Source organism: Flavobacterium chungangensis (assembly GCF_042654045.1).
Taxonomy (GTDB): Bacteria; Bacteroidota; Bacteroidia; order Flavobacteriales; family Flavobacteriaceae; genus Flavobacterium; species Flavobacterium chungangensis.
Genome location: NZ_JBHSFY010000003.1, coordinates 313,802 through 329,631 on the forward strand (window position 1 = coordinate 313,802; position 15,830 = coordinate 329,631).

The 15,830-nt window shown below is 32.8% G+C and carries 11 protein-coding genes; 3 read left to right on the plus strand and 8 right to left on the minus strand.

Annotation, left to right across the window (positions count from 1 at the left end):
• Positions 1–12 precede the first annotated feature (12 nt).
• Both ACFO3N_RS06490 and ACFO3N_RS06495 read right to left on the minus strand, forming a co-directional pair.
• Positions 13–414: an NTF2 fold immunity protein gene (locus ACFO3N_RS06490; protein WP_379796192.1), complete on the minus strand. Its 402-nt coding sequence runs from the start codon at positions 412–414 to the stop codon at positions 13–15.
• 16 nt (positions 415–430) lie between these two features.
• Positions 431–1,942 (minus strand): GH3 auxin-responsive promoter family protein, encoded by a 1,512-nt coding sequence (locus ACFO3N_RS06495; RefSeq protein ID WP_250834078.1) that lies wholly within the window; start codon positions 1,940–1,942, stop codon positions 431–433.
• A gap of 242 nt (positions 1,943–2,184) precedes the next feature.
• On the opposite strand from ACFO3N_RS06495, the gene ACFO3N_RS06500 reads away from it, so the two are divergent.
• Together ACFO3N_RS06500 and ACFO3N_RS06505 are read left to right on the plus strand one after the other, a co-directional pair.
• Positions 2,185–2,979, plus strand: a complete 795-nt coding sequence (locus ACFO3N_RS06500) for a DUF2797 domain-containing protein (RefSeq protein WP_379796194.1) — start codon at positions 2,185–2,187, stop codon at positions 2,977–2,979.
• 249 nt (positions 2,980–3,228) lie between these two features.
• Complete coding sequence (locus ACFO3N_RS06505) at positions 3,229–4,311, plus strand: glycosyltransferase family 9 protein (protein WP_379796196.1); 1,083 nt, start codon at positions 3,229–3,231, stop codon at positions 4,309–4,311.
• Positions 4,312–4,445: 134 nt separating this feature from the next.
• Here ACFO3N_RS06505 and ACFO3N_RS06510 read toward each other — a convergent pair whose 3' ends face one another.
• From ACFO3N_RS06510 to sppA, 3 genes are all read right to left on the minus strand, one after another.
• Positions 4,446–7,043, minus strand: a complete 2,598-nt coding sequence (locus ACFO3N_RS06510) for an AsmA-like C-terminal region-containing protein (protein WP_379796198.1) — start codon at positions 7,041–7,043, stop codon at positions 4,446–4,448.
• A 176-nt stretch (positions 7,044–7,219) separates the two neighbouring features.
• The gene (locus tag ACFO3N_RS06515; protein WP_379796200.1) at positions 7,220–8,167 is read right to left on the minus strand and encodes an alpha/beta hydrolase family protein; all 948 of its coding nucleotides are present in this window, start codon (positions 8,165–8,167) and stop codon (positions 7,220–7,222) included.
• Positions 8,168–8,179: 12 nt separating this feature from the next.
• A complete protein-coding gene (gene sppA, locus ACFO3N_RS06520; RefSeq protein WP_379796202.1) occupies positions 8,180–9,937 on the minus strand; it encodes a signal peptide peptidase SppA in 1,758 nt (585 codons plus the stop codon).
• A gap of 138 nt (positions 9,938–10,075) precedes the next feature.
• Here sppA and folK point away from each other — a divergent pair, with 138 nt between their 5' ends.
• Entirely contained in the window at positions 10,076–11,209 is a 1,134-nt protein-coding gene (gene folK / locus ACFO3N_RS06525; RefSeq protein WP_379796204.1) for a 2-amino-4-hydroxy-6-hydroxymethyldihydropteridine diphosphokinase, read from the plus strand.
• A gap of 96 nt (positions 11,210–11,305) precedes the next feature.
• On the opposite strand, the gene ACFO3N_RS06530 is transcribed toward folK, so the two are convergent.
• The 3 genes from ACFO3N_RS06530 to ACFO3N_RS06540 form a co-directional block, all read right to left on the minus strand.
• Positions 11,306–14,623 carry an Ig-like domain-containing protein gene (locus ACFO3N_RS06530; protein ID WP_379796206.1) on the minus strand — a complete coding sequence of 1,106 codons (3,318 nt, stop codon included), beginning with the start codon at positions 14,621–14,623 and terminating at the stop codon, positions 11,306–11,308.
• A gap of 111 nt (positions 14,624–14,734) precedes the next feature.
• Positions 14,735–15,271 carry an RNA methyltransferase gene (locus tag ACFO3N_RS06535; RefSeq protein ID WP_379796208.1) on the minus strand — a complete coding sequence of 179 codons (537 nt, stop codon included), beginning with the start codon at positions 15,269–15,271 and terminating at the stop codon, positions 14,735–14,737.
• A 75-nt stretch (positions 15,272–15,346) separates the two neighbouring features.
• Positions 15,347–15,778: a DUF1573 domain-containing protein gene (locus ACFO3N_RS06540; protein ID WP_379796210.1), complete on the minus strand. Its 432-nt coding sequence runs from the start codon at positions 15,776–15,778 to the stop codon at positions 15,347–15,349.
• Between the last annotated feature and the right edge of the window lie 52 nt (positions 15,779–15,830).

Below are 15,830 nucleotides of genomic sequence, written 5' to 3' on the forward strand. Positions count from 1 at the left end.
AAAATTAAATAGTTATTTGGAATGACTGATTTTTAAAACTTTTGCATTCCTAGCATCAATTATAATTAGAAATGTTCCGCCCTGTTCTCCCCACATTAACGTTCCGTTAATAACATAATGATTATAAATTAGATTTACTTCATAAGGTTTTTGATGTTTAATTTCATCTTCTCCATAAATATTAAAAAGAATAGGCTCTGCGATTTTGATTGCAGTTTGATTATCCTTGATGAGTAATTTTTTGTTATCCACAAAATTGCCCTTCCTTGGATTTTCAAGAGCATCTTTTAATTCAAATTCAGCCTGATCACTTCCAAACTTTGAATGAGAACAGCAACTGAAAATAAGAATTAAAAGAAGAGCAATTAGAATTTTAACCTCAATTTCTCTTTTAGATAAAAATTTCTTGATCAAATGAGTTAGATATAAATTAGCACATTTCTTTTAACTGCTCCAAATAATCTCTCTGATTCGATAATCTAGGAATCTTATGTTGGCCTCCCAATTTATCTCTTTCTTTCAGCCAATCATAAAAAAGGTTTTCTCTGGCAACATTTATTACCAAAGGATTTAAAGTCATGTTGTTGTAACGTTTTGCTTCGTAATCTGAGTTTAAAGTCTGCAACGTTTCGTCTAAAACTTTTTGGAAAAGACCAACATCAGCAGGATGTTTCTTAAATTCAATCATCCATTCGTGAGCGCCTTTTTCTTTATCTTGCATAAAAATAGGAGCTACTGTATAATCGATAACTTCAGTTTGGGTTACCTGACAAGCTTTTGCAATAGCCTGATCAGTATTTTCTACCATTAATTCTTCCCCAAAAACATTAATATGATGTTTGGTTCTTCCCGTAACTCTAATTCTGTACGGATTTAAAGAAGTAAAACGAACCGTATCTCCAATCAAATAACGCCACAAACCAGAATTGGTAGTAATTACAATGGCGTAATTTTTATTCAATTCTACATCGGCCAGGCGAACTACTTTTTGGTTTGGAGTTCCAAAAGTATCCATCGGAATAAATTCGTAGAAAATTCCATAATCCAACATCAATAATAAATCACTTGAGTTATTTAAATCCTGAATAGCAAAGAACCCTTCAGAAGCGTTGTAGATTTCATAATATTTAAAATCTTTGCTTGGTAAAATTTTCTTGTATTGTTCTTTGTACGGAGAAAAACTTACTCCGCCATGAAAATAGACTTCAAGATTCGGCCAAATTTCCAATAAACTCTGTTTGCCAGTATTTTCTAAAACTTTATTCATTAAAACCAGCATCCAAGAAGGAACTCCAGCAAAACTGGTTACGTTTTCATTTTTAGTTTCGTTGATAATCGCAGCCATTTTAGTTTCCCATTCGCTCATTAACGAAGTTTTACTGCTAGGCGTACTACTAAATTCAGCCCAAATAGGCATGTTTTCAATCAAAATTGCCGATAAATCGCCAAAGAAAGTGTTGTTGTTTTCGTAAATCTGAGAACTTCCACCCAAACGAAGGCTTTTTCCTAAAAACAATTCAGAATCTTCATTATTATTCAAATAAAGACACAAAAGGTCTTTACTTCCTTTATAATGACAATCTTCCAAAGCTTCGTTACTTACTGGAATAAATTTACTTTTTGCATTTGTGGTTCCGCTAGATTTGGCAAACCATTTAATTGGGGTTTCCCAAAACACATTTTGCTCGCCTAAACGTGTACGTTCGATTAGCGGTTGTAATTCTTCATAAGTGGCAATTGGAACTCTTTCTGCAAAGGTTTGATAAGAGTTAATACTCGAAAAATCATATTGTTTTCCAATAACCGTATTTTCAGATGCCGTCAATAAGTTGTGCAATAATTCTTCCTGAACTTCATTTGGGTATTTTAAAAAAAGCTCTATTTGATGAATCCTTTGTTTAAGGACCCAAGATGCAAACGAATTGATAATAGATAAAGGCATGAATCTGTTTTTTAGTTAGCTAATTTTAGGTTTTAAATCTTACAATCTCTGTAAAACAAAAAACTTAAAATTTGAATATCGATAGACAAATAGTAACTTTGTCTTCATATCAAAAATAATATTTTTTTGTAATAAACAATTCGATTTAAGGTAAAGATTCTACCTGATAAGTCGAATTTTAACACAAAAAATTTTAAATCTTTTGAGAAGTCTAAATCAGCAATTATAAATAAAAAATACGAATGCAATATCAAGGTGTACTCACAAAAATGCAAACCGAACTTGGAAGTCCAATTCAATATTATTTGGTTTTCGAAGATAGTTTCTTAAATGTTAATCAATTATTAGATAAAGAAATTGAAATCAATTTTGTGGGTTGTCAATGTTTAAATTGCGGTAAAAAGAAAAAAATATACCGACAAGGTTTCTGTTACGAGTGTTTTTATTCAAGCCCTGCAGTAGGAGATTGGATTATGAGACCAGAATTGAGCACAGCGCATTTAGGAATTGCAGATAGAGATTTAGAATATGAATCAAAAGCGCAATTGCAACCGCATGTTGTGTATTTGGCTTCGGCTTGCGAAATAAAAGTTGGAGTGACTCGTAAATCGCAAGTTCCAACTCGTTGGATCGATCAAGGCGCTTCTCAAGCGATTGCCATTGTTGAGGTTCCGAACCGATATTTGGCAGGAATAACAGAGGTAGCATTAAAAGACCATTATACAGACAAAACCAATTGGAGAAAAATGTTGCAAAATTCTGTTGAAAGTTTTGATTTAATTGCAGAGAAAGCAAAAATTAAAAGTTTAATTCCAACAGAAGTTAGAGATTATTTTTATGCTGAAAAAAATGATGTTTACGAACTTAAGTATCCCGTTTTGAGTTATCCTGCTAAAGTGAACAGTTTAAACCTTGATAAAACACCATCTTTCAGCGGAAAATTAACTGGAATTAAAGGTCAATATTTGCTATTTGAGAACGGAACCGTTTTTAATATTCGCGGTTCTGAAGGGTATGTGGTTTCAATAAATGTCTAGGTTTTTTAAGGATTTGTCGATATTTATTGCGTAATCGTCTATTAATTTGTTAATTATGTGATGATTTATTGTAATTTTAGCTCAATTCCAAAACACAAAAAAGTGTAAATGATGATACATTTGGTTACAATTTTGTAACAAATGCTTATTGGAAGAATTTATTTTTAGATAATAAAAGAAGGTAGATTTGAGACTGCCACTATTTCTAAAATTTAATTAAGATTTTATAATCAATAAATTATTCCATAAATGAGTGTTTTAAGCAAAATAAACGTACACAGACGTAGCATAATGCGGAATCTGACTAGGAATGTTGGAAAGACAAATATGCAGGACGATTTTATTTTGGTCGATAAGAGCGAGATTAAAAAAGTTCTGATCTGTAGACCAAATGGAAGATTAGGAAACCTTTTGTTAATCACGCCACTTGTTCAGGAAGTGTCTGAAATGTTTCCAAATTGTAAAATTGATTTATTTGTAAAAGGAACTTTGGCTCCAATTATTTTTGAAAAATACGATACTGTTGACAAAATAATTCATCTGCCTAAAAAACCATTTAAAAGTTTACTGGCCTATTCAAAAGTCTGGATTTCATTAAAGAGAACACCTTATGACTTAGCGATTAATGTAGATCAAAACTCTTCTTCTGGACGATTAGCTGTTCAATTTTCAAATGCTAAATACAAGTTTTTTGGAGACTCGAATGAAGAAGAAATAGAGCATAAAAGTGATTTTGAGCATATTGCAAAGTATCCTGTTTATAATTTCCGCAATTATCTTTCAAAACTGAGACTGCCAACAAACAGTAATAAAATAATTGCTCCTTTAGAGCTTAAATTATCGGCTTCTGAAATTGCAGAAGGTAGAAAGATATTAAGCGAACTAACGAATAACGATAAAAAGACGATTTGTATTTTTACCTATGCAACAGGAACAAAATGTCTTTCAGAAGAATGGTGGGAAAAATTCTATTCTCAACTTACTTCAGAGTATAAAGACTATAATATTGTGGAGATTTTGCCTGTAGAAAATGTGTCGCAAATTGGGTTTAAAGCACCTACATTTTACAGTAAAGATATTCGAGAAATAGGATCTGTTATTGCAAATGCAGATTTGTTTATTGGTGCCGATAGCGGAATTATGCATTTATCAAGCTCGGTACATACGCCAACTATTGGATTGTTTTCTGTGTCTAATTTGAAAAAATATGAACCGTATGACAATTGCAGTATTGGAATAGATGTTAATCTCTACACTAAAAAGCAATACATAAAAACAATAAATTCAATTCTGAATAACGGTAGATTAAATTTTTATTCAAGAGCAATATAATAACAAAAAAAAATCCTGTTCATTCGAACAGGATTTTTTTTTAAAGATGCTAAGTTTCTAAGATACTGAGGTTCTATGTTTTTTAAGCTTAGAGAAACTCAGTATCTTACAACCTTTGCATCTTAGCAACTTTTTTATGGATTCTTCTTCTTAAACAATCCATTCAATAAATCACTCGCTTTTTTAGTTACTTCCTGAGTTTTTTGCTCTTTCTCAGTTTTAGCAGCTTGAGTTGTATCTTTCGCTTTAGTATTTTTATTAATTAAATCTGTAAGCGCAGAAGTTCCTTTTTGAGTCAGTTTTTCTTTTTGCTGATTAACCAATTGTGTAGTCAAATTGCTTACAGCAGCTTTCATATCTGTACTAATCTTAGGATTTGAAAAGTTACCCGTCAAAGCAGCATTAATTGGAATATTATCCAGTTTTGCAGCATCTGCAGGAGACATTTTTGCAATTAAGTTGTTAGCCTCTGTTCCTAAATACTTAGCAGGAACATCAAATTTTAGAGTATAATTCATAGTTTGATCGAAACCATGAGTTCCTCCAACCGTTACTTTAATATCTTGGTATTTAATGTCAAAAGGTTTAACATTTACTTTTCCATTATCAAAAGTTAAAGCAGCTTTAATGTCATTCAGATTCACTTTATTTAAATCAAGAAACTTAACATTAGAACTTAATGCAGTGAGTAAAGTAGAGTTACTCGAGTTTACTGTAGTAGATAGTAATTGGCCAATTAAATCTCCTGAAATTGATTTAAGATCTGGAGTCAATTCTTTAGCATCCAAATTACCATTCAATTTGATAGTCGAATTTAATTTTCCGTTGATGATTCCCGCAATTGGAGCGATTTTTTTCATCATATCCAACTGTGTAAAAGTCTGTGCAATATCAACTTGATTGAAACCTAAGTTCATGTCAAAAGTAGGTACTTTTTCTTTTGTAGAAACAGCTCCGTTAAGACCAATTGATCCGCCGAAGATATTTGTTTTAAAGTTTTGAAGAGTTGCTTTCTCGTCTTTAATAATTAAGGTTCCAGCAACATCCTGAAGTTTTAAATTATCGTATAAAACGGTTGTCGCTTTAGCATTTAAAGTACAGTTTAAGAAAGCCGGAATCTTCATCGCTTCAGCTGGTTTAGCTTCTGTTTTTGCAGTTGCTGGTTCGCCAGAAGTCATAAAATCATCAACAGCCAATTGTTTTGAGCTCATGTTGAAATTTCCTCTTAGTTCTTGTTTCTTGAACATAAACCCATAGAAATTTTCTAGAACTCCGTTAATGCTAATATCACTTTTTCCAGTTGTAGCATCAAATTGTTTTAAATTAATTCTGCTCGGATTAAATTCAACCAATGCTGTACTAATGTTCATTGCTTTATTATTTTCATCAGTATATTTAAATCCTGACAAACTCATTGTACCCGCATTTTTTATGTTTTGATATTGACTTTTTTCTACAGAAGCCATATCAAAATTTGTTGTAACGTCCGCTTTTAAAATACCCGCCAAAGGCTTGTCCATTTTAATTGGATAGGCTTTCGAAAGATTAGTCAGGTTGATTGTTCCTTTTAAAGCAGCATCAATAATTGGATTTACCGTTATATTTTTGATATTCGCTTTAGCGCTAAAAACATCCTGGTCAATTCTGAAAGATAACTTATCTAAATTAACGTAAGTATCATTTAAGATTCCAGTTTCGTTAATGATTTTTGTATCAATTACAATATTCTGAACCGATTTTGGAAGGTTTGGATATTGGAAAGAAGAGTTGTTTGATGCAATTTCGATATTAAATTTAGGAACTGTCGTATCTGTCAATTCACCCTTTGCAAAACCATTTACAGTAAAATCTCCAGTCGTTTTTACACCTTCTAAACTAGAGGCGTATGCTGAAGGAATTAAACCTAAGAAGTTAGTAAACGATGAAGTAGGCGTTTTGAATTTCAAATCGTAAATCTGTGCTTTTTCAGTCATTTGAATAAATCCGTCAAACTCTAAAGGCAATTGATTGATTAAAGCTTTATTTTCTTTGAAAGTATATTTGCTCTTCTCTAAATCAATTCCTAGAACGGCATCTAAAGTCAGTTTCACATTTTTCATGTAATTCATTTTATCCATGTCCAATGAAACTTTTGCAGTAGATTTTGTTGTCAAATCTAATTTTGAATTGGTAAAATCTCCAGTTCCTTCGTGGTTTAAACTGTCAATTACCATTTTAATTTTAGAACCTTGATCGATGTATCTAAAAGTAAAATTCTCAATTTTATAGTTTTGAATTTTAAGCGCAAGTGGTTTGCTTGCTTCCTCTTTTTTATCTTCTTTTTTGTCTTTTAAGGCAATATCGAAGTTTCCGACACCATCTTTATTGAAAATAATGTTTATTAATCCGTTGGTAGAACTGATTCCCTGAATGCTTAAAGGTTCATCTTTTCCTTTGAAAAGTTCTTTAACGCTCATTTTTAAATTCAACTCTCCTAAAGAAACCAATGTGTCACCTTCAAAAGGAGCTTTGTTGATGATGACTAATTTCTCGATTCCAACCGTTGCATTTGGAAAATTTTTAAATAGACTTAAATCCGCATCTTTAAAACTTACTTTGGCATCAACACTTTCGTTAATTGCCTCGACGATTTTAGATTTGATCTGGTCTTTAAATAAAAACGGAATGGCAAATAGCGCAGCAACAAATACCACAATAACTATGGCACTTATTTTTAAAACTTTTTTTAGCATATATTAATAGATTTGAGGGTTAACATTTTAAAATCGACTCTTGCAAAAATAGTTTTTTTTACTACAGTTTGCAGATAAAGTTTTCTTAAAAAAGTAGGAATTTTATTAAAATTGTTAAATAAAAAAAATCCGTTGAGAACTATTTTCAAAACGGATTTTTAAGTGAATTTATTTTATTATTTCTGAATAAATGAAGCTATCTTCTCGACCAAGACTTCCGAAATAGGAAGTGTTTCATTGTTGTAGGTGGCTAAATTAGCTTCCTGATTGCCATCAACAATTTTCATGATATGATTCATTTTATCAATAATCTGCAAATCTGCATTTTTGTTGGCTTGTTTTAAATTCTCTGCATCTTTTACTGCAATTTGAATATCATTATTTCCTTGTACTAGTAAAATAGGAATAGTAAGTTTTTGTATTTCGGTTTGCGGATTGTATTTAAACCACGAAATCAAATAGGGTTGAATGCTTGGTCTGAAAAGCGAATTCAGCATTGGATCAATTTTTTTAACCTCAAATCCGTTTTTTAAACTATCGATAATTGGAAAAGTCATATCGTTTAGCTGTTTCATTGATTTTGCACCAATCTGTGTTTTTAGAATTTGATCTGCTGGTTCGCCCGCTCCGGCAATAGATACAAATTTGTCTGCTTTTGCACTGGCAACCATGCCAATTAAAGAGCCTTCACTATGGCCAATTATAATTATTTTAGAAAAACGCTTGTCTTGTTTCAAGTAATTAATCCAGCTTTTGGCATCTTGAATATAATTTTCGAAAACTAGACTGCCTTCAGATCCGCCTGCTGCCTTACTTTCTCCTATAGCCCTTTTGTCATATCGCAAAGAGGCAATTCCGTTTTTAGCCAAAGCTTCTGCCAGCATTTTTAACGAATTGTTTTTCATCATCGGATTATTCCCGTTTCTGTCTGTTGGGCCAGAGCCTGCAATGATTAAAGCAACCGGAAATTTTTTAGTCAAATCTGGCGTTGTTAGCGTACCAAAAATTTGGTCGTTGTTAATCTTTAATATTGCTGGTGTTTCCTTAAACGTGATTTCTTTTTTGTCTTGAGCATTTATGAAACTCCAAAACAAAACCGTTAAAAAAAGAATTACTTTATTCATCTTTTAATTGAATTAATAAATATTGATTCCGTAAGGCAATATCGTTTGCACTCCTTTTTGTTTTTGAAATTTCTTAACCTGTTCGATAAGAAGGTAGTTTTCTTCTCCAATTTCTTCTTTAATGAAAGCTTCTTTAGATCTTGCAAAAGGGAGATTAGAAAGAAGATCGTTTAGTGTTTTTTCGTATTCAGGATAATTCTGAGTGCTGTATTTTTTTACTTTAGCAATTTTAGCTGCTTCAGCAATGGCATCATTCAGTCCGCCAATTTTATCCACCAAACCAATTTTTAGCGCTTCAGTTCCCGACCAAACGCGACCTTGCGCAATTGAGTCGACTTGTGCAAAAGTCATTTTTCGGCCTTCGGCAACATGAGTTACAAAAGTGTTGTATACTTTTTCAACTCCTTCTAAAGTAAAAGCTTTGAATTTTTCATCAACAGGCACAAACGGACTGTAGTTTGCTGAGTTTTCGTGCGTTTTAACTTGTTCAGAATTGATTCCTAATTTGTTTGCCAATGGACTAAAGTTTGGCAGCATTCCGAAAACTCCAATAGATCCCGTAATGGTATTGTTTTCAGCAAAAATTTTATTGGCGTTGCAGGCAATATAATAACCGCCAGAAGCCGCATAATTACCCATAGAAACTACAACAGGTTTAACTTTTTTAGTAATTTCAATTTCCCTCCAGATTAAATCAGAAGTTAGAGCGCTTCCGCCTGGACTGTCAATTCTAAGGACGATTGCTTTAACATCATCATTTTTTCTAGCTTCCTGCAAAGAGCGGCGCATAGAACCTTCTCCAATTGTATTTACATCTCCTTCACCGCTTCCAATTTCACCTTGAGCGTAAATAATCGCAATCTGATCGCTTGAAGTATCTGCTAAAGCAGTTGTTACATGATTTTGAGTGTAATCTGAGATTGAAATTTTGTTGTAATCTTCATCTTTGTCTACTTTTAGAACTTTTCTAATAGCATCGTGATAAACATCTTCGTAAGCAATAATATCTACTAAATGCTGCTGTTTTGCCATTTCTGGAGTTCTAGCCAAAAGACCATTTGCAATTTCGTTTAATTTTGGTAACGGAATATTTCTGCTTTTTGAAATATCTGTCGAAACGATACTCCAAATAGAGTTTAAAAGTGCAGTAATCTGCTCTCTATTGGCATCGCTCATTTTATTGTCTAAGAAAGGTTCAACGGCACTTTTGTATTTTCCGTGACGAATTACCTCCATATGAATTCCAGATTTATCTTGAAAATCTTTGAAAAACATAACTTCAGAAGAAAGCCCTTTAAAATCTAAATCTCCAGCTGGATTTAGATAAATGGTATTGGCAACAGAGTTTAAGTAATATTCTTTTTGAGAATACGTATTGGCATAAGCCCAGACAAATTTTCCAGATTTTTTGAAGCTTTCAAGAGCATTTCTTAAATCTTTATATTGTGCAAGTCCAAGAGACGATTCATCATTTAAGATCGAAATTCCTTTGATGTTATCGTCTTTTTTTGCCGCTTCAATAGCGTTAATTACATCGGTTAAACCAATGCCTTTTTGTTCAGAAAAACGAGTTACCCATGGATCTTTATATTTTCCTGCGTAATCGTTTTTAATTTCTTTTAAATTTAATTCAATAACCGAATTAGATTTAACAGAGACACTGTCGTCACCGCCAAAAACAACTCCGATAAAGATTACTCCAAAAAAGAAGAGCATAATAAAAACAAAAATACCAATAACTGTGGCAATTACATTTCCTAAAAACTTCATATGTATATTTTTTTAATAAGTAGCAAAAAAGGGCAAAATGTTACAAACTAGACATCTAAATTTAGGATTGTATTTGAGACGTCGTTTCACAAATATATTGGTTAATTCTAAAATAGTTTTAGTTAATTTGCATTAATTATGAAATTACAGCATCAAGTCGTTTTATCGATAGGCAGCAACCAAGGCAGCAGACTAGAAAACATTCAAAATTGTATTGATTTAATACATCAAAATGTGGGGACTGTTATTGAGGTTTCAAAACTTTACGAAACTCCTGCGTGGGGGTTTGAAAGTGATGCTTTTTATAATTGCGCACTTCTTTTGCACACCAATTCATCTGCGCAAAAAGTATTAAATCAAATTTTAAAAGTCGAAAAAGAACTAGGAAGAATCCGCTTGAATCAAGAAGGGTATCAGTCTAGAATTATTGATGTTGATTTGATTGCTTTTGATAACGAAATAATCGATACAGAAAAACTTCAAGTCCCGCATCCGCTAATGCAGAACAGAAATTTTGTTTTGCTTCCAATGCAGGATTTAAAGTTAAGTTGGAAACATCCGATTTTACAAAAAACAATTCCAGAATTGATCGCCGTAACTCCAGACGATAGTGTTTGTACAGTTGTGCAGAATCTGAAAAGTCCGATTTCAAAAATTCCTCTAAATCAATTTAATTATGTTGCTTTTGAAGGAAATATTGGTGCAGGAAAAACCACTTTGGTGCATAAAATAGCCGAAGATTTTAACGGAAAAACTGTTTTAGAACGATTTGCAGATAATCCGTTTTTGCCCAAATTTTATAAAGATCAAAATAGATATGCGTTTCCTTTAGAAATGTCTTTTTTAGCAGATCGTTATCAGCAATTGGCCGATGATTTGGCGCAATTTGATTTGTTTAAAGATTTTATAGTGGCCGATTATCATATTTTTAAATCTTTGATTTTTGCGAAAATAACGCTTGCCGAAGATGAATATCGTTTGTATAGAAATCTGTTTGATATTATTTATAAAGAAATGCCAAAGCCAGATTTGTATGTTTACCTGTATCAGAATACAGAGCGACTTCTTCAAAATATAAAAAAACGCGGACGTATTTATGAGCAGAATATTGAAGGATCCTATTTGGACAAAATCAATAATGGGTATTTGGAATACATAAAATCTCAAACCGATTTGAATGTTTTAATCATTGATGTTTCAGACCGAGATTTTGTAAAAAAACACGAAGATTATCTTTATATATTAAATGAAATTAAGAAGAAGCTTAATTAATTGAGATAATGAGATAATGAGATAATGTGTCAATTAGATAATTTTTTAGAGATGTCTTTTTTTAATTATCAAATTGACATATTCTCTCATTAAAAACTATCTTTTCAAAGTAAAATGTCCTCTTAAAATAGGCATTGAATCATCTACTTTTAAAGCATACCAATAATCTGAAGCAGGAAGCGGAACTTGATTTAGAGTACCATCCCAAGTCATTTTGAAGCGGCTTAACTGCGCTATTAATTTTCCGTATCGGTCAAAAATCGTAACGACCGCCTGAGGATAATTTTCCATTCCGGTTACTTCCCAAACATCATTGTAAGAATCGTTGTTTGGTGTAAAAAATGAAGGAAAAACAAGCACTACAAATTGTTTGGTATCTTGCCCGCAGCCATTTTTTTCTCGTGCATATGCAGTTTGTAATCCGCCAGGGACATCGTAGAAAATAGTAGAATCTTGAAAATTGACACCATCTACAGAATATTCATAATAATCTTCTGCTTTTACAGGATAGATAATAGCTCTTGTTCCTTCAACGTCAACTCGCGCAATTTGAGGAATTTTATGTTCTTCGACTATAATTGTTTTTGTGCTCGTGCAATTTTCAGGAGACGGACTTGTAACGGCTACTGTGTATGTTCCGCCAGTACTAACAGTAGTAGTTTGAGTTGTAGCTCCATTTGACCATAAATAATTCATTCCAGAAATCCCAGCATCTAATGTTATGGTCTTGAATTCGCACAATGGCAAAGTTTCATCAGTAACAGCTGGGGGTGTGTAAATCTCTATGTTTATTGGAGTTCTTGTTGGGTTGATACATCCACTATTTGATGCTTCGGCATAATAAGTGGTATTGGATGAAATTGTTGGAGTGGTAAAAGTTGTTCCAACATAAAGACTAGTTCCTCCAGTTGCTGAAGAATACCAATTTATAGAACCAATATTTGAAGTTGCTTTAATAGTTAAAACCCCTGGCCCGCAATTGGTATAGGTGTCTCGTTCTGCAATAGGAGTCGAAGGAGTTATATTTACAGTTGCAGTTATCGATTTTCGGTTTAATTCGCAACCTGCATCAACGTAATAAGTGGTAGTTGTACTTATTATTGGAGTGGTGTAGGTAGTTCCGGTTCCTAATAAATTTCCTCCTGTAGCGGCATCGTACCAGTTAATCGTACCAGCATTTGCGGTTGCAGTTAAAGTAAAACTTCCTGAGTTGCAAACGGGACTCAGATTGCTAGCTGGTGTTGCCACAGGAATGGTGATTTTGGTACTGGTTGCAATTTGTAAAGGAGTTTCGCCCGGCATTCCGCCATATTCTACCACATATCCTTTTGGCTGATAATCGCCAGAGGTATCTCCTGCATTTGATAAGTCGTTCCAAGAGCCTCGTATTCCTACACCAGGTTGTGTAATATGAGCATAATCTTCATCGCCTTGTTGGTTGGGTTCATTTGTGTTCCAAAAAGCATAATTTGGTGTTGATCCGTTTGCGTTTCCATTCCAAAAAATAGTTCCTGCTTCAGGACCCGTAACCCATTTCCAGACTCCTTCAGTTTCGGCATCGCTGCCTCCAATCCATCCCGTTCCAGAAGCTTGTTCGCCAATTAGTTTTGCTTCATCAGCAGATAATATAGTGGCTAAATATCCTTGAAGACCATAATAAGTACGAGCCGCTGCTTCATCTTTTGCTGTCGTCCATGTTATTCCGATACTTGGAACATATTCGTAATAATGTTGTGTAGAGGGCAAGTAATTTGCTTTACCCATTGTGATAGAAAATGTCCTGATTCCAGAAGCTGTTGCAGAAGAATTTGTAAAGGCAACATCTTTAATAGCGGCAACAAAATCGGAATATAAAACATCGGCTCCAGTGGTAGTGCTAGATAATGTTAGTTTTCCTGCCACAGGATCCCAACTTGTGGTAATGTTGGAATGCGCTGTAGGATTTAAAAGTACAAGTTTATCAAAACCGCTAGAATATCCAGAAGAAATTTGAATGTAAATGGCTTCGGTTCCAGTTTCAGAAGGATCATTTGTTATGGTTACGTCTGTTACAATTTTTATAGTGCTTTGAGGACAGTATAATTGATCGCCAGTAGCTTTAATTACTGGTGGAGCCACAGCCGAAAATTTACTGCAATTGTTAGAATAAATAGCCGAATTGTCTTTGTAAGCAGCCCAATTGGCATTCGAATAATTTGCGTTGTCTACTTGAATGCAGTTAAGGCTTGGGTTGGAGACAAAACTTAAATTATTAAGTAGAGTATTGTTTCCGTTTTTTAAATTCAAAGAACTTAATGAATTACCATTGCAGACAAAGCTGGTTAACTTAGGATTTTTAGAAACATCTAAAGAAGTTAATAATGTGTTAGAACAATATAACTGTGTTAGTTTGGGGTTTTTAGAAGTATCAATATTGGAAACCTTTGTCGAACGAAAAGATAATGATTCTAAAGCGCTATTGTTTGTAATATCTAGATTGGATATTGGATTACTACCAATATTTAAATTGTTCAAACTTAAATGTTTTGTTGCATCGATACTAGTTAGTTGATTATTGCCAGCATCTAAAACAAATAACTGAAGATTTTTAGAAATGTCCAATGCACTTATTTTATTGTTATTTAAAGTTAAAGTTTTTAATATGGGGTTATTGCTGACATCTAAACTTGTAAGCTGATTGATATCGCAGGATATGCCTTGAATAATAGTATTTTGACTAACATCTAGAGTGGTTAATTTATTGAAACTGCAATTTAAATTATCAAGATTTATGTTTTTACTGATATTAAGATTTGTTAATTCGTTGTAATTGCAGGATAAACCGATTAATGCTGTATTGTTTGATAAATCTATATCTGTTAATTTGTTTCTGTCGAAAGATAAATGTTTTAATGCTGTGTTTTGGGTTACATCTAGATTTGTAAGATTGTTGCCGCCGCAATTAAAAATGGCTAAAAGGTTATTGTTAGATATGTTGATGCTATTTAATTTGTTTCCATTTAAATGTAGTTCAGTTAAATTGGTGTTTTTTGATAAATCAAGACTGGTTAGATTGTTGAAGTTGCAGCTTAGAAGCTTTAGCTTTGTGTTTTTGGTGATATTTAAATAGCTGATCTTGTTATTCCTATTAGGATCATTATTAATTGCACCTAAGTCTAAATATTCCAGATTTGTAAAGTTTTCTATTCCTGTTAAATCTGAAATATTTTTTCCTTGTAGGACTAAAGTCTTTAGATTAATAATATTTGCAGTCAGAACTTGACCATCAATAGTGCCACTATCAATATTTAAATCGATTAAAGCTTGTTCAAAATTAGAATCGGGAATTGAAGTATATTGTTGTGCAGATCCAATAAAACTGGACAGCAGTAAAATGAATAAAAAAGATGCTTTTAAGAAATAATTATTTTTCATTTTATAAAAGTATCAATTTTATAATAATAAAAAAATATATTTACATTTCTAACATCTTAAGGCTTGAAAATATCATAAAATCACATTTTTTTAATAAAAATCCGATTGATTTTATTCTGGCCAGTTCATTTTTTGAAATAAATCCCAAACGACAATTCCGGCACTTACAGAAATATTAAGAGAGTGTTTGGTTCCAAGTTGCGGAATTTCAATGCATCCGTCGCAGATTGCTACTGCTTCTTGCGAAACGCCATAAACTTCATTTCCAAAAACTAAAGCATACTTCTGGTTTTTCTCGATTTTAAAATCTTGAAGAAAAACAGAACTTTCAACCTGCTCAATTGCCATTGTAAGAACATTTTCTTTCTTTAAGTTTTCGATAACTTCCAAAACATTTTCATGATGTTCCCAAGCAACAGTTTCGGTTGCGCCAAGAGCAGTTTTATGGATTTCCTTATTTGGAGGAGTTGCAGTGATTCCGCATAGGATTATTTTTTCAATCAAAAACGCATCAGCAGTTCTAAAAACAGAACCAATATTGTGTAGACTTCTAATATCGTCTAAAACTAATATTAAAGGTGTTTTCTCCGATTTTTTAAAATCTTCAATAGATTTACGGTCTAGTTCGCTGTTTTCGAGTTTTCTCATTGTTTTTGAATTGTAGTCATAAAAAAAGCTTCCAAAGATAAGGAAGCTTTTTGATTATTTTAAATGTTTTTCAGATTAGCTTTTTGCTGGATCTGGTAAAACAGTACCTTTAATAGTAAGGATTTTTGTAGGTTGTCCTTCTGCGTTAGAAGTTACAGTTACAGTTTTTGTAAAAGCACCAACTCTATCAGTAGCATATTTTACACCAATAACACCTTTAGCTCCTGGAGCGATTGGTTCTTTTGGAGTAGTTGGAACAGTGCATCCGCAAGATCCTGTAGTGTTAGTAATGATTAATGGCTTAGTTCCGTTGTTTACAAAAACGAATTCACGTTTTCCATCAGCATTGTGAGCGATAGTTCCGTAATCAATAGTTTCAGTTTCGAAAGCCATTCCAGCTCCTTCAACTTTAGCAACTTTAGCCGCTTTAGCTTTTTTAGTTGTTTGTGCATTAGTAGCCGTAATACCAGCTACAGCTAACATAGCGAATAAGATTATTTTTTTCATCTTTAAGGGTCTTTTTTAATGATAAACAAAGCTATGTAAAAATCTTATACTA